The sequence below is a fragment of the Streptomyces sp. R33 genome, assembly GCF_041200175.1.
Taxonomy (GTDB): Bacteria; Actinomycetota; Actinomycetes; order Streptomycetales; family Streptomycetaceae; genus Streptomyces; species Streptomyces katrae_B.
Genome location: NZ_CP165727.1, coordinates 7,623,302 through 7,643,450, shown reverse-complemented (window position 1 = coordinate 7,643,450; position 20,149 = coordinate 7,623,302). Strand labels below are relative to the sequence as shown.

Sequence of the window (20,149 nt, the reverse complement as noted above, 5' to 3'; positions counted from 1 at the left end):
GCGGCCGGTGCCGGCGGCCGGTGCCGGCGGCCGGTGCCGGTGTGGTGCGCGCCGGTGTGGTGCGCGCCGGAGGTCACTCCGCGCCGATGCGGCCGCCGAGCCACTCCATCGCGGGCGGGATCTCCCGCCTCCACGTGTTGAAGCCGTGCCCGCCGTGGTCGAGGGTGATCGACGAGACGCGCGCCGGCGCCTTCACCTTCTCGATGAACTTCTGCGTCGGCTTGTAGTTCCCCTCGCCCTGCTGAGAGGTCGCCACCAGGAAGGAAGACTTGCCCTGCGGCAGGTTGTCCAGGCTCCACAGCAGGTCGGATCGTTTCTCCTCGGCAGTGTTCCCATGGAAGAGATCGCCGGAGTCCTCGTCTATCTCCGGCTTGTAGTCCGCCGACAGACCCACCCCGGCCGCATAGTGCTCCGGGTGCTCCAAGGCGACCTTCAGCGCACAGTAACCCCCGGTGGAATCCCCCATGATGGCCCAGTTCGAGGGCGAGGTGCCGACGCGGTAGGCGCCGGAGATCGCCTCGGGCAGGTCCGTGCCGAAGAAGGTCTCGCTGAGCGGGCCGCCCGGCACGTCGATGCACTGCGTGTTGCGGGTCGGTATGACCGAGGGCTGCATCATGACCATGATCATCGGCGGCATCTTCTTCTGCTTGGCCAGTCTCCACGCCGTCTTCGGGTAGTCCAGCCCCTTGAGCAGGTTCTCCGCCATCCCGGGGAATCCGGTGAGCACGACGGTGGCCGGGAACTTCCTGTTCTCGTTCCCCTTCTGGAAGTACTCCGGCGGCAGGTACACGTACGCCTGGACGGCGGCCTTGGACCGCTCGCCGTGCACCGTGACCTTCTCGATCTCGCCGCCCACGTGCGGTGTTCCGCCGCCCGGCACGTCCGTCGGCTGCCGGCCGAGGACCCGCACACCCGAGCCCGCGGGCGCGTCGCCCATGGAGGGCATCGGCCGCTCCATGCCGGCCAGGGCCGCCCAGGAACCGTAGAGCAGGAAGGTCCGGTTGGCCGTGAGGCCGATCGAGGCGAGCAGCAGCACCTGCAGCGTCAGCACCACGCCGACCCGGCCCCACACCGGCCGCCGGCCCCGGCGGCCGAGGCGTGGCCACAGCCACACGGCGGCTGCGAAGGCCAGCGCCGTGGCGAGCAGGACGACGATCAGGAGCGTGGCGCTTGTCAGACTCACGAAACAGGGGAACTCTCTGCGTGGTGTCGGCACGGACCGGCCGGTCCGGCGGCGCCGCCGGTGCGTGCGCACAGGACTAGAGAGCAACGGGAGCCGATCCGTTCCACACCGTTTTCCGGACCGGAGCCATCCAGCCAATCTGTTGACATGGGCCTGACATTTCAAGGTCCCTGTGGGACCTTCCCCGGCGTGTCTCGAAAGCTCTCTCCCCCGGCCATGACGGAAACCGCCCCCGACGGCCGGCCGCACGCCGGCGAGGCCCCCCAAGGCCCCGCTTCACACCCCACGAGGACGTGGCGAAGAGGAGCGACAGGATGAAGATCTCGACATGGCCGGGCGTTGCCGCCCTGGCAGCAGCAGCGATCGTCGGCGGAGCGACGTCGGCGACGGCTCTCGGCCCCACGGCCGATCAGCGGGTCGACGGCGTCATCGTCGTCGCCGGCAACACCTGCACGTGGACCAACGCCCACACCAGCGCCAACCCCCCGAGCGCATTGAGCGTCGACCGCACCACCATCAACACACCGGGTGGCAACCTCGGCTGCAACGGCAGCATCACGGCGAGCCTCAACAACAACCCGGCGTTCACCTTCGACGACACCGCCGGCACCGCCAAGACCGACGCCATCGACATCACGGGCAGGCAGAGCTTCATATCGTGCCGTTACAAGGCCACGAACATCACGTGGAACCGCGAGGGAACCACCCGCAAGTACGTCAACCAGGCCTTCACCGCGACCAAGACCTCGGGCAGCTTCCTCTGCCCCGGCTCGGTCACGACGGCGGCCGGGGACGCCTCGATGCTCTTCCACTGAGCCGCGTCTGCCGCAGCCCCGCCCGGGGCTGCGGCACACCGGTTCCAACGCGGGTCAGGGCCGGATCTCGAGGGTGCAGCACTTGACGCTGCCGCCGCCCTTGAGGAGTTCGGACAGGTCCATGCCGATGGGGTGGAAGCCGCGCTCGCGCAGCTGCCCGGCGAGCCCCTCGGCCGCCTCGGGGAGCACCACGTTCAGACCGTCGCTGACAGCGTTCAGCCCGAACACGGCGGCATCCTCGGCGGATACGAGCAGGGCGTCGGGGAAGAGCGCCTCCAGGAGGGCGCGGCTGCCGGGGGCGAAGGCCTCCGGGTGGTACATGATCTCGTCCCCGTCGAGCACGGCGAGGGCCGTGTCGAGGTGGTAGTAGCGCGGGTCGACCAGCTCCAGGCCGATGACGGGCCGGCCGAAGAACGCCTCCGCCTCCCGGTGGCCGCGCTCGTCGCTGCGGAAGCCGTGGCCGGCCAGGACGGAGCTGCCGGTGACCAGGAAGTCGCCCTCCCCCTCGTTGACGTACTCGGGGTCGTGCAGCTCGGTGAAGCCGTTCTCTCGGAACCAGTCCAGGTACGCCGGCCCCTCGGGGATGCGCTCGGCGTTGCGGAAACGGGCGCCGAGGACGCGGCCGTCGACGACGGTGGCCCCGTTGGCGGCGTACACCATGTCGGGGAGGCCCGGCACCGGGTCGATCAGCTCGACGGTGTGGCCGAGCTCGCGGTACGTCTCGCGCAGCCGCTCCCACTGGAGGACGGCGAGGCCGGCGTCGACCGGCTTCTGCGGGTCCATCCAGGGGTTGATCGCGTACACCACCTCGAAGTGGGAGGGGCGGCACATCAGGTACCGGCGCAGGCGCTGTTCGCGCGGCCGGGCGGAGGGCGTCGGGGCAGAGGAGGTCATGGTCGCTCCCGGGCGGGGGCCACGGTGGTGGCCGAAACGAGGGGGTTCCTTCCCACCCGATCCTGCGCGCCCGGAACGAACACCGGATGAAGCCGGCGCGGCTGCCGGGGGCGTTCTGAAAGGAGTCCGGGAACCGCGAAGGTCCCACCGGAAATCCGGTGGGACCTCTGCACGACGGACGTCAGCACCCACGAAGCCACCCTTGCCCGGCAGGCATGCGGTTCAGGTGACACAGCCGGATGAGCCACCGGTGCGCCTCCGATGCCCCACTCGGCCGCGCCCGCCGCATCCCCACCCAGGCGCTGACCGACTTCATCCGCACCCGTCTCGAACAGGACGCCGCCTGATGACCACACCCCGCGGCACCCCGCCTCCCGCCGCGTCCGCGCCTACCACTGCAAGGCGGCCACATGGAAGCCACCGACGTCCTCACGCCCGGCAACACCCGCAGGTTCATCCGCATCCACGGCGCCACTCGGAAGGAGGCTCTGGCCAAGCTCACCGAGAAGATCGCCGCCAGCAACCGCGGCCTCCCTGTGCCGTCTGCGCACGGCAGCGTGGCCGCGTACGTGACGTACTGGCTCGACGCTGTCGCCGTCCACCAGCTCCGCACCACCTGCCAGTGCTGCGTGCGCGGCCTTGACACCGCCCGCGATGAGCCCTTGTGCTGCACTACCGGAAACTGCTTCGCAAGGCGGCTCTCACCGCTGACTCGGGCCTACGTGCACTCCGTCCTCAAGTCCGCACCCGGAGCACGCGGTACGCGAGGATGAGACACCGCGCAAGAGGCAGCGAGGACGGGCTGGGAGGACAACGGCTGCGTGTTTACCCGCCCCGTCGCCGCTCCCGTCGTAGGGTCGCCCCCGCCCGGCACTTCAACTCCGTGCTCCGCCAGGGAAAGCTCCGCCGCATTCTCTTCCGAGCCCTCCGTCGCCCGACGACGACGCCCCTCCTGGGGCAGGGAGTGGAACTCGTCGTGATCAAAAGCTGTCGGGCCACAACCACAGCGGCGTCACCGCCACCGTGTACGCCCACGTCGGGCTCCTCCTCCAGCGCGACGCCATCGACCTCCTCGGCCGCGCCCCTGAAACACGCACGGCAACGGCGGCGGACACCACCTGGTGTCCGCCGCCGTTGCCGTGAACTACTGCCGTCGGACGCCACTGATGCCCCACCAGCCACACTGACGGCGCTTCAGGTTTACCATCGCGGCCAAATCGAGTCGCTGCGAGTTGCCTGCCCGCCTCAATGCCCCTTCACAAAAAGACTCGACTGGGTCACATTCAAATTGCATCTATTTCGAATCGGCAGAGAAAGTGACGATAGGACCGTCCTCGGAATCCAGGATTCGCACGTCGAAACTGCGGCCAGGGAATTCTGCACGAAGTGCACTTTTCCAAGATTCCATAATTCGCACCGCAAGGAACTCCATCGCCTCCCTGTCGTCACCCACGTCCTCAGAGTCGACAATCTGCCAAACTCTCAACTGATTGAGTGTCGCCTCGATCTTTCGCGTATCACCGGAGAGGCTGTCGCACCAAAGTTTAAAGTTCGACTCCTCATACACGCGATCCCACAATACACACTTCCCCACCTCGATAAATCGAGGCCACAGGATCCGAGAAAACGCTACAAGAACACCCAAATCTCCATTGCGTTTCACATAATCGACATAATCGACGCGCCCACCCCACTCTCCTACCCAAGCTCTGATTCTCGAGTATTCCATTGGATCGTCCACCCCAACAACTCCCCTCTGGGACGCCTGATAAAAACCTAAGCTCCGCGCGACGCAGAAACACTTGGGTGCCCGCCGCAAATCCGACGGGCACCCAAGAGTACTGCTCCAATTACCCTACAGGATCGATCGACGACCCATTTTACTCAGAACATTTACTCTACCGACATCCACATAGCTCCTCTTCCGGGAGTAGCGGCCTCGGGTTTTTTGCCCAGTTGAGGAAAACCTGCCCCGTTTTTGGGTTTGTATGTTTTTCCATATCGAGAATGTGTGGTGCCGGTATGCCCGCATGCGCCTTCGATGTGGGAAGCAAGTCGGCTCGTTGTGAAATTGCCCCGTCCGCGTCATACCTCGCGTACGCGGTAACTGTCCCATCCTGTTGCTGCCGAAACAGGGTCTCACCAGGACCGGCAGTCTCGGGGAAGCGCCCACTGACCTGCCGGGCACCCGAGAGACTTACTCCTACATGTCCACAGGTGTTGTGAACCAGGACCGGCGTCTGACCAGCGAGCACATAGTACGTGTGCACGTCCGAGACGGTGAAGTTGTAAGTCTTCACGAACTCGGTGTGTTGACGGTTGGCCGTGACACGAACCTCCACGCCCTCATCGGTGAGGAGGGTCATGCCGGGAGCGATGTCCCCGGCGTTCACCCAGCCGCCGACGCTGGAGGACCAGAACGGGTGGTCACGTGTGGCGGTGATTTCCTCGACACCCGTCGGCGTTTCGATCGACAAGGCGCTGAGGTCCCGCTGCCCCTCCGACCGGATCAGCTCGGTGACCGCATGGGGTGCGGACTCACCGCTCCTCGGGTCCGTCGCGAGGACCTGATCGCCGACTTCGACGTCCTCGATCTTCTTCGTCGAACCGTCCCCCATGAGAACGAGGGTCCCGGCCAGGAAGCAATTCGTGCCGCCGCGGATCGCGCCGCCACCGACCGGTTCACGATGGGAGAACATCGCCCCCAGGAACACGGGAACTTGATACCAGTCACTGGAGGTATCGATTCCCTGGTCCTGCAGCCACTCCTCGTAGTCGCCCCCGTAGTCACAACCGGGAGCACCCGCGCCGCCGTTCCAGCAGTCTCCGTCCGCTATCCAGCCGAACATGGAGGAGGCATGTGCGACGTTTCCGATGATTCCGTAGAAGGCTTCGCTGACCGGATTGGACCAGCTGAAATCATGCTTCTTCGGGGGCTTCGGAGGAGTCTGCTTGCTCGTGTGGGAACCCCCGGAGCTTCCGGTGCCCCAGGAACTCCCCTTCTTGCAGGTGAAGTCCGCGCACCCGTAGTGCTTGTAGCGGACGTAGTCGTCCGACACCGTTCCGCCGACCGATTCCACGATGGTCTCGTAGCGATTGCCGTAGGCGTAAGGGTCGTTGCCGTTGTGGCACTTGTACATGCCGCTGGCGCACTCTTCGAGGGCCAGGCCCGTGGGGTCCCAGAAGGTGAAGGGGTTCTGGTTCGCATAGGTGTAGCCGTGGAGCTGCTGCGAGTCCTTGAGGTCCATGATCGGGTCGACCGAGACGAAGCGGCCGATCAGGGGGTCGTACTCGCGGGCGCCTATGTGCGTGAGTCCGCTGTCCGCGTCCTTGGTGCCGCCGACGAATCCCTTCTCGCCCGACCAGCCCGTGGGCTTGGTACCCCGCTCCTCACCGAAGAGACCCGTCTTGCGCCGCGTCACGGCCTGCGTAGCATCGGCGCTGACCTGGGTCGTGCCGGTGCCATGGTGATCGGCGAGAGTGAAGGTGAGCCTCCCGCCGGTGCGCATGGCGACGTCACCGTAGTAGCGGGTTCCCTTGACCGCTCCGGCCTTGTCGAGGCGCAGCTCGTTGCCGTTGGGCAGGTAGAGCGTGGTGCCGGTCGAGTCCTTTCTCATCAGGCGCTGGCCCGACGGGTCGTAGGCGAACGAGCTGCTGGCCGGGCCCTGGTCCAGGGACTTGAGGTGGCCCTCGGCGTCCCAGGCCAGGTACTGCGTCTCGTCGGTACCGCTCTTGCGGGTCTTGGTGTTGCCCGACGCGTCGTAGGTGAAGACCTCGTCATGCGCACCAGTACCCGTCTGGGTGACCTTGGAAAGGTCGTGCTTGCCCGCCGTGGGCGCCGCGTACGTGCGGACGGTGTCGGCCGTCGGACCGGAGGCCGTCTTGTGCTTGGTCTCGGTCTTGCGGTTGCCGACCGCGTCGTAGGTGTACGTCGTCCAGTACGGGTCCTCACCGCCGATGACCGTCGTCGACGGAGCGGCGGCGCAGGTCTCGCCCTTGTTGGTCCAGGCCTCGGTGATGCGGCGCAGCGCGTCCAGGTTGACGCACTGGGTGTCGGTGGTACGGGTCGCGTCCTGGCCGTACGCCGTGGCGATGGACGTGAGGTTGCCCGCGGGGTCGGTCGTGTAGCGGGTGTCCTCGATCCGCTGGGGTGCCACGTCACGGTCGGTGTAGGAGCGGGTGGTGGCGCCGGTGTGTTCGTCGTACTCGGTCGACCGGTAGATCCGCTGGCCGAGCGCACCCAGTTCCTGGCGGGAGGTGCGGCCGTAGTGGTCGTAGGTCATGGCCGAGACGAGGCGGCTGCTGCCCGCGCCCATGCTGTTGAGCAGGCCGGAGACGCTCTTGTACGTGTTGCCGACCGTCTCGGCCGGCAGGTCGCCCATGGCCGGCTGCTTGGTCGTGAGGACCTGGCCTGCGATGTTGTAGGTGTTCGTCCAGCTGTAGGTACCTGCCAGGGCGCCCGTGTCGGGGGTGGCCGGGATCGTCGTCTTGGAGGCGAGCGGCTGGTAGAGGTCGTTGTAGGCGGTGACCTCCGACTCGAACGCCTTGCCGTCCACGTAGCGGACCGACTTCGTCAGCTGGCCCTTGGCGACCGTGTCGTAGACGTTGGCGCTGAGGGTGGTCGCGCCCTGCTTCAGGGCGGCGGGGCGGCCCAGCTCGTCGTATTCGCTGTGCAGCGTGACGCCCCGCGCGTCGGTGACGTCGGTGATCCTGCCGCCGGCGTCATAAGCGGTCTTCGTGATCCCCTTGTCGGGGTCGTTCGACTCCACCTGCTGGCCGCGGACGTCGTAGGTGTACGTCCACTTGGCGTTGCCCGGGTCGGTGACCTGGGCGAGCTTCCCCAGCTTGTCGTAGGTGTACAGCGTGGACTGGGACGCCGTGCGGGCCGCGTCCGTGTACTGCCTGGTTTCGACGGTGCGGCCGAGGGCGTCGACCACCGTGGTCGTCGCGGTGCCGCCCTGGGGCGGGATGACGGTGGTGGTGTCGCCCGTGTAGAGGGTGGTGGCCCGCTTGGTCTCCTGCCCGTACTTCTTCGAGATGACGGCCGTGGTCCGGCCGGCGCCGTCGTAGACCGTGTCCGTGGAGGCCGGGTAGTTGGTCTCCTGTCCGGTCACGAGCTGCGGCTCGGGGGCTCCGTCGGCGTAGTACGTGCCCGAGCTCCGCCAGGCCAGCCCCCTCGTGTCGTAGAACGTCTCGGTGAGGAGACGTCCTGACAGGTCGGGCGACTGGGTCTGGGTCTGCCGCTCGCGCAGCAGGCCGTCCTGGATGGAGTAGCTGACGGAGTACTTGTAGTCGTGGGTCAACGACTTGCTGGTGATGACGCTCGGTCCGTCGTTGCGGATCGTGTAGTCGAAGACGCGGCTCGGCGCGTCGGGGAACGTCGCGGCCGGGCGGTTCGGCAGCCACACCTTCGTGACCCGGCCGAGGGCGTCGTACGCCGTCGTGGTCACCTTGCCGTTGGCGTCGGTGGTCTTCGTCGGCTGCGAACGCACCGGGTCGAGCTCGGACGAGGCGGTGTGCCCCTTCGGGTTGGTCACGAGCGTGGCGGTCGGGACCTCACCGACGGCCGGGGTGTACGCGGTCGTGGTGACCTTGCCGTACGCGTCGGCCGCGACCAACTGGCGACCGTAGATGTCGTAGCAGAGCTGGTTGTTCGCCGGACCGCAGGTGCTGGGGACCGAGGAGTCCGGATCGTACCCGTCGCCCTTCGCGTTGATCTTCTCGCTCTTGGTGACGAGACCGGGGCCGGGAACGGTGTCGATCGCACCGTTGTCGTAGTAGGTACGGGAATCGGCGATGACGTCGGCCGGACGGCTCGCTGCCGTGCCACAGGGCACGGCCACGGTCTCGACGCGGCTCACCTTGCCCAGGATCCAGCTCGCGGTGTTGCGCGCGTAGCTGGTGGTGGTGCACTGCTCGTCACCGGTCTTGGCCGTGTCGCCGAGCTGGGATTCCCAGTCGACCATGCCGTAGTCGTCGTAGTGGCGGACGGTCTCGGTCGTGCGCGTGCCGCCCGTGACGGTGGTGCGCGTGGACTGCTTCTCCGTGCCGGTCTTGTACGAGACCAGGTCGGGCAGGCCGCTACGGGTCCGCTTGGCCACGACCGCCGAGCGCCAGGGGGTGCTGGAGGTGGCGGAAATCAGCTTGCCGGTGTCGTCGCCGTTGTAGGTCGCCGTCTCCCTGGGCATGCCGGCGAACTCCGGGCGGTCGGTAACCGCGGCCCCCGCGGAGTCGTTCACGTCCTTGCCGTCGATGCCGCGGAAGTAGCGGGTTTCGCTCAGCGTCTTCGGGTCGGACGCGGCGCCGGTGCGGGTCTGGACCAGCCCGTAGCCGCGGGCGAGGGAGTGCACGCGGTCGTCGGCCTTGGTGAGCTCGTCCGTGCTCTTCTCCCAGGCCGCTCCTCCCAGGTAGCTGTACGACGTCACCTTGTCGGGCGTCGAGGCCAGGTTGTCGCCCTCGACGATCTGGGTGACCACGTACGAGTTGAACCAGTCGACCTTGGAGGTCTCACCCTCCCAGGCCCACTTGACCGGATAGCAGCGGGTGGTGTTCGTCGCATCCGGCTTGGGCAGCGTCGTGGCGGTGCAGTCGGGCTGCGAGTACGTGACGCCGATGGTGCCGCCGGTCTCCGTGGTCACCTGGTACATGCGCAGGCGGACGAAGGGGGCGAGGCCGTCACCGAGGGCGTCGACGCGGTTGGGGCGCTGCTCGCCCGCGAACGTCACCGGAAGCATGGGGACGTCCGTCGCATCGCCCGACTTGGCGGTGCGGGTGATCGACTTCAGCCACAGCGGAGTGGAGATGCCGTCACCGGCGGGCGGGAAGCTGTGGTCGAGGGTCCAGGAGTCGGCGTCCTTGTACACCCCGCCGGTCAGGACCTTGGTGTTGATCCCGGTCAGGCGCTTGCGCGACCAGAAGGTCGGCGAGAACTGGTCCTTGCACTCCGTCGAGCCGTCCTTGCAGAACAGGTCGTACGGGGCGTCGGGCCAGTTCTTGGCGTTCGTCTCGTCGAAGGTGCCGCAGCCGCTCAGGCAGCGCTCGGACACGTCGAAGGTGACCTGGCCCATCGCCTTGGCCGTGTAGACGCTGTCGGAGCGCAGGCCGTAGTCGATGTGGTCGAGCCAGCCGCCCCGGATGTAAGGGGTGACCGTGCCCTTGCCCGTCGTCGACGACACGTTGCGGCCGTAGTTGTTGGTCTCGGTCTTCCAGTAGTACGCCATCGCGTTGCCGGTCGGCGCGACCACGTAGTCGAGCTGCCAGCGCCAGGCCTGCTGGCACCACGCGCTCGCGAACGAGGCGTTGTAGCAGGGCTCGCCCGACTGGTTGCCGAAGACCGGGACCGTCCAGGTGGAGTTGGTGGTCGGATCGTCGGCCGCGGTGCCGTTGTCCTTCCAGCCCGGCAGGCGGTTCAGCCCGAAGAAGTACTGCGTACCGTCGGTGGCGGTGATCTTCCAGTGCTCACCCACGCCGTCGACACCCGCGGTGCCCTTGTCGCCGTTGCCGGCGCCGGTGAGCTTCTCCACCTTCTCGCCGGTGTCGGCCGCCGGGTGCCAGCCCTTGCCCTGCTCGAAGACGAGCTCGGTGGACTTGCCGTTCAGCGACAGCGTGGCGTTGTCGTTGAACCAACACTGGTCGCCGACCTTGGTGGTGTTCGTCCCACCGGCCTTGTCGTCCTCGCAGGGCTTGTAGCGCCGCTCGATGAACCCCGGCTCCCAGGACCAGCCGTCACCGATCCAGGACGCCTGGTTGTTCGACGCGGCCATGCGGCCGTCGACCGCCTGGGAGCTGTAGCCGAGGGAGATCTTCGGCGCGAAACCGCCGGGCACGGAGGGCGTGCTTATGTCGTAGGACCAGGAGAACCCGCCGGTCGAACCGCCCGCGTTCCAGGACCCGGACGGCTGCAGCGAGGTCGCCTTGTAGTCGCCCGTCGGGCCGGACGCGCCCGCCGTGGCCGCGAGGACCATGGCGGGAGCCCCCGCCGCAGGCGCGGCCGCCGGGGCGGACTTCGGCGTCTGGCCGGACTTCGCCGGCTGCCCGGTGACGCCCGGCGTGGTGACCTGGGCCGTCAGCGTGCCGCCGCGGGTGTCGTTCTCGGTGGCCAGCGGCTTCTGCGTACGGCACTCCGCGCGGTCGGGAGTGGTCAGGGCGCAGGCCGGGAGCTCCACCAGTCGCAGGCGCCCGGCGTAGTCGCCACCGTAGGCGCCGCGGAAGGAGTTGTAGTCCACCTCGACCTTCGCGGAAGCCGCCCGGGTGGCGTTGTCCGAGCGGCCCACCGACAGCAGGACGCCGTCGACGCCGGCCTTGCGTGCGGCGTCGTGCGAGGTGACGGTGACGTTCACCTTGGCCGGAGCCTCGGAGGCCTTGCCGGGGAGGACGTCCAACGCGACCGGGAGCTTGCCGGCCTTCTGCGGGCCGGAGCCGATGGCGGGAGTCCGGGCCGAGCCGGACAGGAACGACTTCGACACGGGGCCGGAGGCGAGGTCGACCTCGGCCGTTCCCGCCGCGGGCCAGACGACCTTCGGCGCCTTCCAGGGACCGGTGTCGGCGTCGTCCTTCTTCTTCTCGCCGCCCGCGCGGACCCGGTCGACCGGTACGGCCTTCGGCTGTTTGAGGCTCGGCAACGGCGGCCTGTCTTTGCTGTCTGCCATGGCGGCGGCGCCGGGCAGCATGCCTGAGAGGACCGCTGCGGCCAATGCCACAGAGAGTCCTCGCATGCGAAATGTTCTCACACTTACCTCGTGTTCCTGTGCAATTTTCCGGCGCAGAATAACAGGCTGAATTACATCAACCGGTACTCCGCACATCTCGCAGAGGATCGCCTCTCGAATCTCCAATCACAGCAAAGTGGATCTTGTTGACGAATCGGGCAGTTAGGGTAAGCGCGACATAAAAAGTGCAGGTCAGAGCGGAGCGCCTCCGCGCATTCAAGTAGAGTCGCTCCGAATATCCGACAACTGGAGCTTGCGTGGCGATGAAAACCAGCCCTCACCAACAGACCCACCGGAGCAGAATTTCACGGCTCATATCCGTGGCCCTGGCGGGCGGAATTATCGCCTCCGTTTTGGGTGTCCTGCATCCCGTGGCGACGGCTTCCGCGGCGGTGTCGGATCCGGTGGCCGAGGGCTCGATGAGTGAGAAGGACTTCGCTCTCGCCAAGGCCAAGGAGACCGGCCAGCCCTACGAGCTGACGTCCGCGCGCACCGAGTCGTCCGACACGTGGGCCCCGCCGACGGGCAAGTGGTCGGTCAACCGGCACGGAACCACCGTCCGGATCCTGCGTGCCAGCGTGTGGCTGCCCACCGACGCGACCTTGCAGTTCGCCCCCGACGGGCGGGTCACCCCCAAGGCCTCCGCGGTCTCGGTCACCTTCTCCGGCGGCGGAACCGGCGCACTCCTGACCGGCGTGCGCGACGGCCGGACCCTGTCCCTGACCTGGCCCGAGGCACTGCCCAAGCCCGCCCTCGCGGGAACGTCGCCACCTAGACGAGTAAGTCCGAAGTGCTGGTCAGTGGTCGTAGGCGATGAGTGACCTGGTTAACGGTGTTCCGTTGGCCCGGTTGTGCCAGATCGCCGCGGTCAGGGCCAGGATCCGTTGCCCGACGCGGGCCAGGACTCCGGCTGGGGTCCTGGCTCCGTGGCGTTCGAGGTCGAGCTGGCCCTTGAGGGTGTCGTTGACCGACTCGATCAGCTGGCGGACCGGCTTGAGCAGGTGCTCGCCGGGCCGCGGTGTGCGGTTGCGGTAGCTGGGCCGGAGCAGGGTCAGGCCGTGGTCGGTCATGAAGGCGTCGAGGTGCTTGGAGACGTAGCCCTTGTCGCCGATGACGGTCTGCCCGGGGTGGGTGGCCAGCAGATCGGCGTCCTGGGTGAGCATGCCGGCCAGGACTTCCCGCTCGTCCGTTTTCGGGTTGGCCAGGGCCCAGGCGACCGGGAGTCCGCCGGGGGTGCAGAGCAGGTGCAGGCGAAGACCCCAGAAGAACCGCGAGTGCGAGGGGCAGTAGGAGTAAGCGGCCCAGCCAGCCAGGTCGGACCGCTTGACGGTGGGCCGGGACCGGGCGCACTCCACCGGGGTGGAGTCCACGATCCACACGTCGTCGTGCCACAGATCGGTGTCCCGGGCCAGGGTTCGGATGAACCGGCCGATCAGTCTGTTCGCGGCCCGCAGGCGCTTGTTGTAGCCGGACTGCCCGGGCAGGTAGGGGAACTCGGCGGCCAGATGGCAGCGAGCGAAACGCAGCCACCTGGCCTCGGAGACGAAGCCGAGCACGGCCTGCATCACCGCAAGCGTCAACAGCTCGGCATCCGTCAGCCTCGGAGGACGGCCCGGCCGCCGCGTGCCTGCCAGAGAGTCATCGATCCTCACGTACAGTGCTGTCGCGAGGGTTTCGAGGTTTGTCGTCACAAGCGAACCAACGAGACCCTCGCTTCATGCGCTCGAAGACTTCAGACTTACTCGTCTAGGCGAACGTCCTGCCCGACGTGGACCTGCAGCTGAAGGCCGAAGTCGAGGGCTTCTCGCAGCTCCTGGTCGTCAAGACCCCCGCCGCGGCCCAGCACCCCGACCTCGCCTCACTGAAGTTCAAGCTCGACACCGTCGGCCTGAATGTCTGCAACGGCGAGCCCGTCCTCGTCGGCAACGGCGACTGGGACAAGTTCACCGTGACCGCCCCGGGCGACCTCAACGGCGACAACGTCCCCGACCTCCGGCTGCGCGACAACGCCACCGGCGACCTGCTGCGCGCCTACGGCAGCAAGGGCGGCGACGGCAACGTGGACCCCACCACGTGGGGCAACGCGGCGGGCCGCGTCAAGATCGCCTCCGGCCTGGAGCAGGCGGCCTTCCCGACCATCGGCACCTCGGGCGACGTCACGGGCGACAAGCTCGCCGACCTGTGGGCCGTCAGCGCCAACAGGCAGCTCGCCACCCTCGCCGGAACCGGCACGCGCAGCCCCTGAACGTCACCGGCATCAGCCAGACGCCGGCGTTCCTCGGCAACCTCTCCGCTCCCGCCGCGCACTGGAAGCTCACCGGGCAGACCGGCGGCATCACGCCGAGCGCCGTTGGCGCCATCGGCGGGCGCAGCACCCCGTACGCGGGGTTCGGCGGCGGCCAGGCCACCCTCACCACCAACAAGTGGGTGGTCGACACCCGCAAGAGCTTCACCATCAGCACCTGGGCGAAGGTTTCGGGCAGCGGCGCCCTCGTCCTCAGCCAGGACAACACCCGCAACAGCGCGTTCACCCTCTACGCCGACCCCGCCACCGGCCAATGGCGCTTCGGCCTGGCCAGGGGCGACGTCGACGGCTGGGCGTACGACTGGTCGGACCAGGGGGTCAACGACTCGGCCAAGTTGCGAGCAGTGCGGGAACCACCCCCGGCATTCGATGCCGGGGGCGGTGTCGTGTGCGCGGCGGGAGGGGTGCTCAGGCCTGGCAGAGGGAGCGTTCGTGGTCGACCGTGGCGGTCGCGCGGGAGTACTGCCACTGCGGGGTCAGGAGCTGTGCGTCGAGCTGCCCGGCCGCCGCGGGGCTCTCGACGACGTAGCCGAAGTCCTGGAGCCACGACGGGTAGAGGTTCTTGGAGCCGATGTAGAAGGCCGAGCCGTCCACGGAGACCACCTTGTGGTGCTGCGCGTACGGGTGGCCGTCCGCCCATGTCGGGCTCGGCGCGCTGCGGAACGTGGCCAGCTGGAGGTTGGCGCACATCGCGGCCCTGGCCGTGCCCTGGTCACCGGTCAGCAGGGCGAGGCGGTCGCGGAGGGTGTCGCTGATCTCCGAGAGGGACTTGATCTGCGAGTAGCCTCCGCTGCCGACGGCTCCGCGGTTGGCGGGGTCGCTGACGACGATGCGGACCTTCACCCCGGCGGCCATCCGCGCGGCGAGGGCGTCGTAGACGCGGATGTCGTAGCGGGGCAGCGGCGGGCAGGTCGCGTTGACGTCCTGTTGGGAGATCTCGACGTGCCGGTTCGCGCTGGAGATCAGCGTCCGCAGGGCGCTCTCCTCCGGGTTGACCGTGTCGTAGTCGCGGTCGGCGTTGGTGTTGTCGTGCAGGCCGACGGTGCACTTGGTGTCGGGGGCGCTCGGCAGGGTGGGCCGGAAGGCCGAGGACGGATCGCTGCGCTTGATTCCGACGCCGAGCCCGCCGACGGCGATGGCCGGTACGTTGCCCGGGCTCGCCGGAGGTACGGCTGGAGGAGCGGCCGGAGGAGCGGCCGGAGCGGTGCCCTCGGCCAGCTTGGGCATGCACCCGGCGCCGTTGGACGAGGCGAACCAGACGCTGGCGAGGTTGCTCTTGTTGCGGCAGGTCCAGGACCACAGCTCGTCCAGGTAGCGGCCGGCGGATGCGGCGGCCGGCCCGCGCAGGGCGAGGTCGACGTCGGCGACCGGATGCGCGGTCTCCAGGTAGTCGCCCTTCCAGCTGTTGATGCCGCCGGTGATCACGGACCGGCCGTCGACCACGAGGAGCTTGGAGTGGTTCCACGAGAACGCCGTCTTCGAGGCCGTCATCGAGGCGACGTTCAGGTCGATGCCGCGGGCGTCCGGGCCGAGCCTGGCGACGAGCTCGTCACGGTACTTCGAGGGCATCACGTTCAGGTGGTAGAGCGGCGCCGCGCCGACCAGCACGCGCACCTTGAGCTTGTTCCCCCGCGCGGCCGAGGACTTGAGGCCTGCGACGATCGCGTCCTGGAACGCTCCGTCGGGTAACGGCGCAAGAGTTGATATGTCGACGGTCTGCGTCGCCTGGGAGATGTTCTCCGTCATCTTCGACAGGAGCCGCTGCGTTCCCGGCCGTGCGGCGCAGGTGTCGTCACCCCAGCAACCGGGGGTCTGCAGCAGCCAGTCGGCACCGCCGGGAGTCGAGGCGTCGAGGACGTTGCCGCCGGTGCGTTCCCATACCTGGCCTTCGAGGCCGGGGGAAACCTGGCGGAGCGTCTGCTCCACCGCATCGAGGTGGGGCGCCGGGGTGGCGGCGGGCCCGGAGCCGGCCGCCGCGGCGGCCGAGGCCGGGACGGCGGTGAACAGGGCCAGCAGGACGGCCGAGACCGCACCGCGGGTGACGGGAGCGGACGGACGGGGAAGGGTATGGCGGTGCAATGTGACTTCCTTGCAGGAGGGATCGCCGTCGCCGCGTGGGGCGACCGGCCAGATCAACTCGCGGAAGTTACCACCGGGTCGGAAGTGCCCGGAATTCCCGCTCATGGGATTCGGCCACCTCGGCACGGCAGGGCGGTACGGCGCACGCGGCAGGTGTGCGGCCGCCTCGAAGCCGGGCCGAACTGGCCGGATTGGACAACCGGTCGATCGAACGACCACGATGATGCGCGCTAGATCGCGGCCGCTCAGGGGGGCAAAACCGCCCACATGGTGATGTTCCTCCGATCGTTGCGCTACGTCCCCGTTTCCAACACCGGAGAGTTTTCGCCATGAGCTTCGGCGACCCGAACAACCCGTACGGCCAGCAGCCCCCGCAGGGTCAGCCCGGCTACCCGCAGCAGGCCCCCCAGGGCGTGCCGCCGCAGTACGGCTACCCGCAGCAGCCTCCGCAGGGCGTCCCCCCGCAGTACGGCTACCCGCAGCAGACCCCGCCGCCGTACGGCGCGTACCCGCCGCCCGGCATGCCCGGCATGCCGGGTTCCGGTATGCCGCCGCTCGCCCACTGGGGCCAGCGCTTCGGTGCGTACCTGCTGGACCTCCTGATCATCGCGGGTCCGATGTACGCGCTGGGGTTCATCGACCTCGCCAGCGCGGACAACCCGGCCACGGCCGAGCCCGGCATCTTCTTCACGATCGGCGTGCTGTACGCGATCGGCATGGCGGTCTTCCAGCTGTACAAGGAGGGCGCCACCGGTCAGACGATCGGCAAGAAGGTCCTCGGCATCAGCGTGCGCCGCGAAGCCGACGGCAGCACGCTCGGCTTCGGCATGGCGTTCGTCCGCAAGCTGGCCCACGCCCTCGACAGCCTCGCCTGCTACGTCGGCTGGCTGTGGCCGCTGTGGGACGAGAAGAAGCAGACCTTCGCCGACAAGGTGTGCAGCACCGTCGTCATCACGGTCCCCAAGGGCTGAGGCCGCCCCTCTCCCCTCCTCCCACCCGGCAGCGGATCTCCTCCGCTGCCGGGTGGGCGCGTTCACGGCCGGAACGCCGGGTGCACGGCGTGTCCCCGGCCCCCCGCCGACCCGCTACGAAGCCGCCAGGGCCGCCCGCAACCGCCGCGCCTGCGTGACGAGTTGTGAGGATCCCGTCCGTGCCGCGGCTTCGGCCAGCCCCGCCGGGGCGGGACCGTGCGCACCGCAGCGCTCCACGCAGTCCGCGGCCACCGCCAGCAGCTCGCCCGTGCCCCGCGCGGCGGCGCCCCCCGCCAGCAGCGGCGGCAGCGCCTCCGCGAGCACCGCCCAGGTCGTGGCGTACGCACCGGTGGCGGCGGCCGCGCGCGCCGCCTCGGCCAGCCGGCTGGGCTTCACCGTGCCCAGACCGAGCAGTTCGGCCAGATCCCGCCCGAGCCTCGGGGCGTCCAGCTCGCCGCGGGCCGCGAGGAGCAGCAGCGCGTCCACGGCCGCGCGGCGGTCCTCGGCATGGCCCGCACCGAGACCGGTGGCCACCGCCAGGTGCAGGGCGGGGCCCGCCGGTCCGCCCAGCTCCGCCAGCCGAGGCAGCGGCGCTCCCGCGCCGCGCTCCCGGGCCGTGGCGCCCGCGGTCACCTCGGGCAGCAGCCAGGCCGCCTGCGTCTCGCGGTCCTCGGGCAGGACGGCCTGCTGGACGGCCCCGCCCTCGCACGCGCCGGAGCAGCTGCGGGCCGGCTCGGCGAGCGCCCGGTCCAGCCTGCGGAACGCCGCCGGGAACTCCTGCCGGACGACGCACCGTTCCCGGGTCTCGAGCACGATCTGCCGGGCTGCCGCCGGGGGCCGGTCCCACCAGAGGTGGCCGGCCTGCAGGTCCGGAGCCGCCGCCGGGACCGTCACCCGGCGCAGCACCGCGGGCGGTTCGCCCGCACCCCTGAGCCAGGCCGCCAGCCGCTCGCCCTCGGGCGTGCCGAGCCCGGCTGCCGCGGGCACCGTCCCGGGGTCGCGCCGTACGCGCAGCAGCGCCTGGGCGAAGTCGGCGGGGGCGGGCTCCGCGCCGAGCCGCCGGTAAGCGGCTAGCCGTACGACGAGCTCCTCGGGCTCCAGGGAGCCCGTCTCCCAGGTGGGGGTCGCGAGCAGGAACGGCAGCGGGTCGGTGAGGACGCGGTATGCGGCCTCCGCCACCCGGGAGGCCGTTACGGCGCTCAGTGCGGCGTGGACGCAGTCGGGCCGGCAGCCGTCGCCGCGCACGGCCCGCTCCGGTCGCAGGTCGTACGCGCGGATCCGGCCGAGGACCGCGGCCGCCATCGGCTCCAGCCCGGACAGCCGTTCCGGATCCACCGGCCGGCCGCCCTCGGGATGCCACCAGCGGCCGCCGAGGACGGGGCGCAGGGCCTCGGCCAGGGCGGCGCGGTCGTGGTGGGCGTGCCGGACGAGCCCGTCGAGGGCGGACTCGAACGCGGCGGCGGTCTGCTCCCCGCACGTGACGGAAGCCGCCACCAGGCCGACGGTCCGGGCGAGCGTCGGGGGTTCGGCGGCGAGGCGCCGGCGTACCGGCGCCGGGGGCAGGACCTCCTCGTACGCCGGCTCCGCGCAGCTGCCGCCCGCAGACCCGAGCAGCTCCGCGGCGGCGCGCCGGTGTGCGGGACTCAATGCAGCGGCGTGGAGGGCGAGTTCGCGGCGCAGCTCCCGGTCGCCGGGGCGCAGGTGCCGGACCAGCAGCCCCAGGGCGCGCTCCTGCAGGGCCGTGTCCTCGTGCCCGAATGCAAGGGTGGCGGTGGGCAGCAGTACGTGCCGGGCGGCCGGGTCGCGTCGTAAGGCCTGGCCCAGGAGCACCAGTTGGGCGCGTACGAGCTTCTTCTCCGGTCGGCGGAGCACGGCGCGCGCCATCTGCGCGAGCTGCTCCGCCGGCAGTTCGCCCGCCTCGGACAGCCGGGCGAGCACCTGCTGGGCGTGTCCGGCGAGCGGCGACGGCCCCTCGGCGGCCATCGCGATCCAGTCGGCCGTGCGCTCCCGCTCCTCGGCCGGGGTGAGTTCAAGGCGTTCCAGCATGGCGAGGAAGAACTTCAGCTGGTTCTGCCGGCCGCCGCGCAGCAGGCGGGCGACGCAGCCGTCGACCAGGACGCGGCGCTCGACGATCCCCTCCTGTGCGAGCGCGGCCAGCTCGGACGGCCAGTGGTTCGGGGCCGTCGGATCGCTGCACCAGTGGAGCGCCTCGGGGGATTCGGCCGTCACGAAGAGCTGGGGCACCAGCTCGCGTGCGTACGGGTCCTGGCGCAGGACGACCGACAGCGGGCTGTGCGTGGAGCGGGCACGGTCCATCGTGAAGATGGACCGGACCCAGCCGTGCACGAACGCGTCGGTGGTGGGGACGGGGCAGCCGGCGAGCCGGACCAGCTCCCGGATCAGCGGATAGTCCGCCTCGGCGGTCGCGGGGCGGTCGGCGAGGCGGTGGGCGAGGTCGCCGAGCCAGCCGGGGTCGCGGTCGGCGAGCAGGCCGAGCAGCAGTCCGGTCGGTAACGGCTCCCCGTCGCGGAGATCGGGCGCACCGATCCAGGAGGCCGCGGCGGCCGCGCCCGTGTGGCAGCCGACGCCCGCGACGAGCAGGCCGGAGCGGATGCGGTCGCGCTCCTGCCAGTGGTTCCAGTCCCAGCCGCGTATCTCGCGGCGCAGATCGGCGAGTCGGGCGAGCAGCTCCCGGCGCTCGGGCGGCGTGAGCGGCTTGAGCAGGCCGGGGATCAGGTCGGTGCGGCCTTCGCGGACCGCCTCGAGTATCGGGTTCATCGGGCTCATCGGGCTCATCGGGCTCATCGGGCTCCTCCGGTGACGGGTCCGGGCTGGTGACGGCCTCTCGCGGTGCACTGCGCGCTGCGCTGCGCCGTGCGGACGACCGTGCGGACGGCCGTGCGGGTGGGCGTGCTCGTGTGGGTCCTCGTGGGGGTGCGTGCCGGTGTGCGTGCGCGGCCCCGGCGGTCACGGTAATCCGGCCCGCGCGCGGCAGGTGTCGGCTCGGGGCCCCGGCTGGCCGATTCCCGGTCCTGGCCACGGTGTTCGCCCGGGGTCGGGGGCGGTGGCGTCCGGGCCCGGGGCGGCCGCGTCCCCCGGGGTCGGGCGGGGCGCAGGCGCCGAGCAGCCGGGGTGGTGGCGGTCGGCGCGCCGGGAAATCGTAGGGCAGTCGCGGGGAACGCGCCCGGCGCCGG

General features: G+C 69.7%; 12 protein-coding genes and 1 pseudogene. 6 read left to right on the top strand and 7 right to left on the bottom strand.

Annotated elements, in window-relative coordinates; genetic code table 11:
• Positions 1 to 73: 73 nt before the first annotated feature.
• Positions 74 to 1,183 (bottom strand): esterase family protein, encoded by a 1,110-nt coding sequence (locus AB5J51_RS35060; protein ID WP_133898973.1) that lies wholly within the window; start codon positions 1,181 to 1,183, stop codon positions 74 to 76.
• 314 nt (positions 1,184 to 1,497) lie between these two features.
• Here AB5J51_RS35060 and AB5J51_RS35055 point away from each other — a divergent pair, with 314 nt between their 5' ends.
• Positions 1,498 to 1,998: a hypothetical protein gene (locus tag AB5J51_RS35055; protein ID WP_369779511.1), complete on the top strand. Its 501-nt coding sequence runs from the start codon at positions 1,498 to 1,500 to the stop codon at positions 1,996 to 1,998.
• A 54-nt stretch (positions 1,999 to 2,052) separates the two neighbouring features.
• Here the strand turns inward: AB5J51_RS35055 and ddaH are convergent, their stop codons facing one another.
• Positions 2,053 to 2,892, bottom strand: coding sequence for a dimethylargininase (gene ddaH / locus AB5J51_RS35050; RefSeq protein ID WP_369779510.1), 840 nt, complete (start codon positions 2,890 to 2,892; stop codon positions 2,053 to 2,055).
• Between the two features lie 269 nt (positions 2,893 to 3,161).
• On the opposite strand from ddaH, the pseudogene AB5J51_RS35045 reads away from it, so the two are divergent.
• Together AB5J51_RS35045 and AB5J51_RS35040 are read left to right on the top strand one after the other, a co-directional pair.
• Positions 3,162 to 3,239: pseudogene (locus AB5J51_RS35045) on the top strand (DNA-binding protein); the annotation flags it as partial.
• 63 nt (positions 3,240 to 3,302) lie between these two features.
• Positions 3,303 to 3,665, top strand: a complete 363-nt coding sequence (locus tag AB5J51_RS35040; RefSeq protein WP_369779509.1) for a hypothetical protein — start codon at positions 3,303 to 3,305, stop codon at positions 3,663 to 3,665.
• A gap of 521 nt (positions 3,666 to 4,186) precedes the next feature.
• Here AB5J51_RS35040 and AB5J51_RS35035 read toward each other — a convergent pair.
• Both AB5J51_RS35035 and AB5J51_RS35030 read right to left on the bottom strand, forming a co-directional pair.
• Entirely contained in the window at positions 4,187 to 4,633 is a 447-nt protein-coding gene (locus tag AB5J51_RS35035) for a hypothetical protein (protein WP_369779508.1), read from the bottom strand.
• Positions 4,634 to 4,790: 157 nt separating this feature from the next.
• Complete coding sequence (locus tag AB5J51_RS35030; RefSeq protein ID WP_369779507.1) at positions 4,791 to 11,540, bottom strand: polymorphic toxin-type HINT domain-containing protein; 6,750 nt, start codon at positions 11,538 to 11,540, stop codon at positions 4,791 to 4,793.
• Positions 11,541 to 11,971: 431 nt separating this feature from the next.
• On the opposite strand from AB5J51_RS35030, the gene AB5J51_RS35025 reads away from it, so the two are divergent.
• Positions 11,972 to 12,421, top strand: a complete 450-nt coding sequence (locus AB5J51_RS35025; RefSeq protein ID WP_369779506.1) for a hypothetical protein — start codon at positions 11,972 to 11,974, stop codon at positions 12,419 to 12,421.
• Here AB5J51_RS35025 and AB5J51_RS35020 read toward each other — a convergent pair.
• A complete protein-coding gene (locus AB5J51_RS35020) occupies positions 12,398 to 13,291 on the bottom strand; it encodes an IS982 family transposase (protein ID WP_369777534.1) in 894 nt (297 codons plus the stop codon). The genes AB5J51_RS35025 and AB5J51_RS35020 overlap by 24 nt on opposite strands.
• A 77-nt stretch (positions 13,292 to 13,368) precedes the next feature.
• Between AB5J51_RS35020 and AB5J51_RS35015 the strand changes: the two genes are divergently transcribed.
• The gene (locus AB5J51_RS35015) at positions 13,369 to 13,845 is read left to right on the top strand and encodes a hypothetical protein (RefSeq protein WP_369779505.1); all 477 of its coding nucleotides are present in this window, start codon (positions 13,369 to 13,371) and stop codon (positions 13,843 to 13,845) included.
• 468 nt (positions 13,846 to 14,313) lie between these two features.
• Here AB5J51_RS35015 and AB5J51_RS35010 read toward each other — a convergent pair whose 3' ends face one another.
• Positions 14,314 to 15,984, bottom strand: coding sequence for a phospholipase (locus AB5J51_RS35010; protein WP_369779503.1), 1,671 nt, complete (start codon positions 15,982 to 15,984; stop codon positions 14,314 to 14,316).
• A 329-nt stretch (positions 15,985 to 16,313) separates the two neighbouring features.
• On the opposite strand from AB5J51_RS35010, the gene AB5J51_RS35005 reads away from it, so the two are divergent.
• Entirely contained in the window at positions 16,314 to 16,955 is a 642-nt protein-coding gene (locus AB5J51_RS35005; RefSeq protein ID WP_053787576.1) for an RDD family protein, read from the top strand.
• Positions 16,956 to 17,069: 114 nt separating this feature from the next.
• On the opposite strand, the gene AB5J51_RS35000 is transcribed toward AB5J51_RS35005, so the two are convergent.
• Positions 17,070 to 19,760 carry a DUF6493 family protein gene (locus AB5J51_RS35000; protein ID WP_369779502.1) on the bottom strand — a complete coding sequence of 897 codons (2,691 nt, stop codon included), beginning with the start codon at positions 19,758 to 19,760 and terminating at the stop codon, positions 17,070 to 17,072.
• Positions 19,761 to 20,149 lie beyond the last annotated feature (389 nt).

What these genes read in the sequence shown, in the direction of transcription:
- AB5J51_RS35055 (WP_369779511.1), top strand. Translation starts at nt 1,498, where the DNA reads ATGAAGATCTCGACATGGCCGGGCGTTGCCGCCCTGGCAGCAGCAGCG.
- AB5J51_RS35000 (WP_369779502.1), bottom strand. Translation starts at nt 19,760, where the DNA reads ATGAGCCCGATGAGCCCGATGAGCCCGATGAACCCGATACTCGAGGCG.
- AB5J51_RS35040 (WP_369779509.1), top strand. Translation starts at nt 3,303, where the DNA reads ATGGAAGCCACCGACGTCCTCACGCCCGGCAACACCCGCAGGTTCATC.
- AB5J51_RS35005 (WP_053787576.1), top strand. Translation starts at nt 16,314, where the DNA reads ATGAGCTTCGGCGACCCGAACAACCCGTACGGCCAGCAGCCCCCGCAG.
- ddaH (WP_369779510.1), bottom strand. Translation starts at nt 2,892, where the DNA reads ATGACCTCCTCTGCCCCGACGCCCTCCGCCCGGCCGCGCGAACAGCGC.
- AB5J51_RS35030 (WP_369779507.1), bottom strand. Translation starts at nt 11,540, where the DNA reads ATGGCAGACAGCAAAGACAGGCCGCCGTTGCCGAGCCTCAAACAGCCG.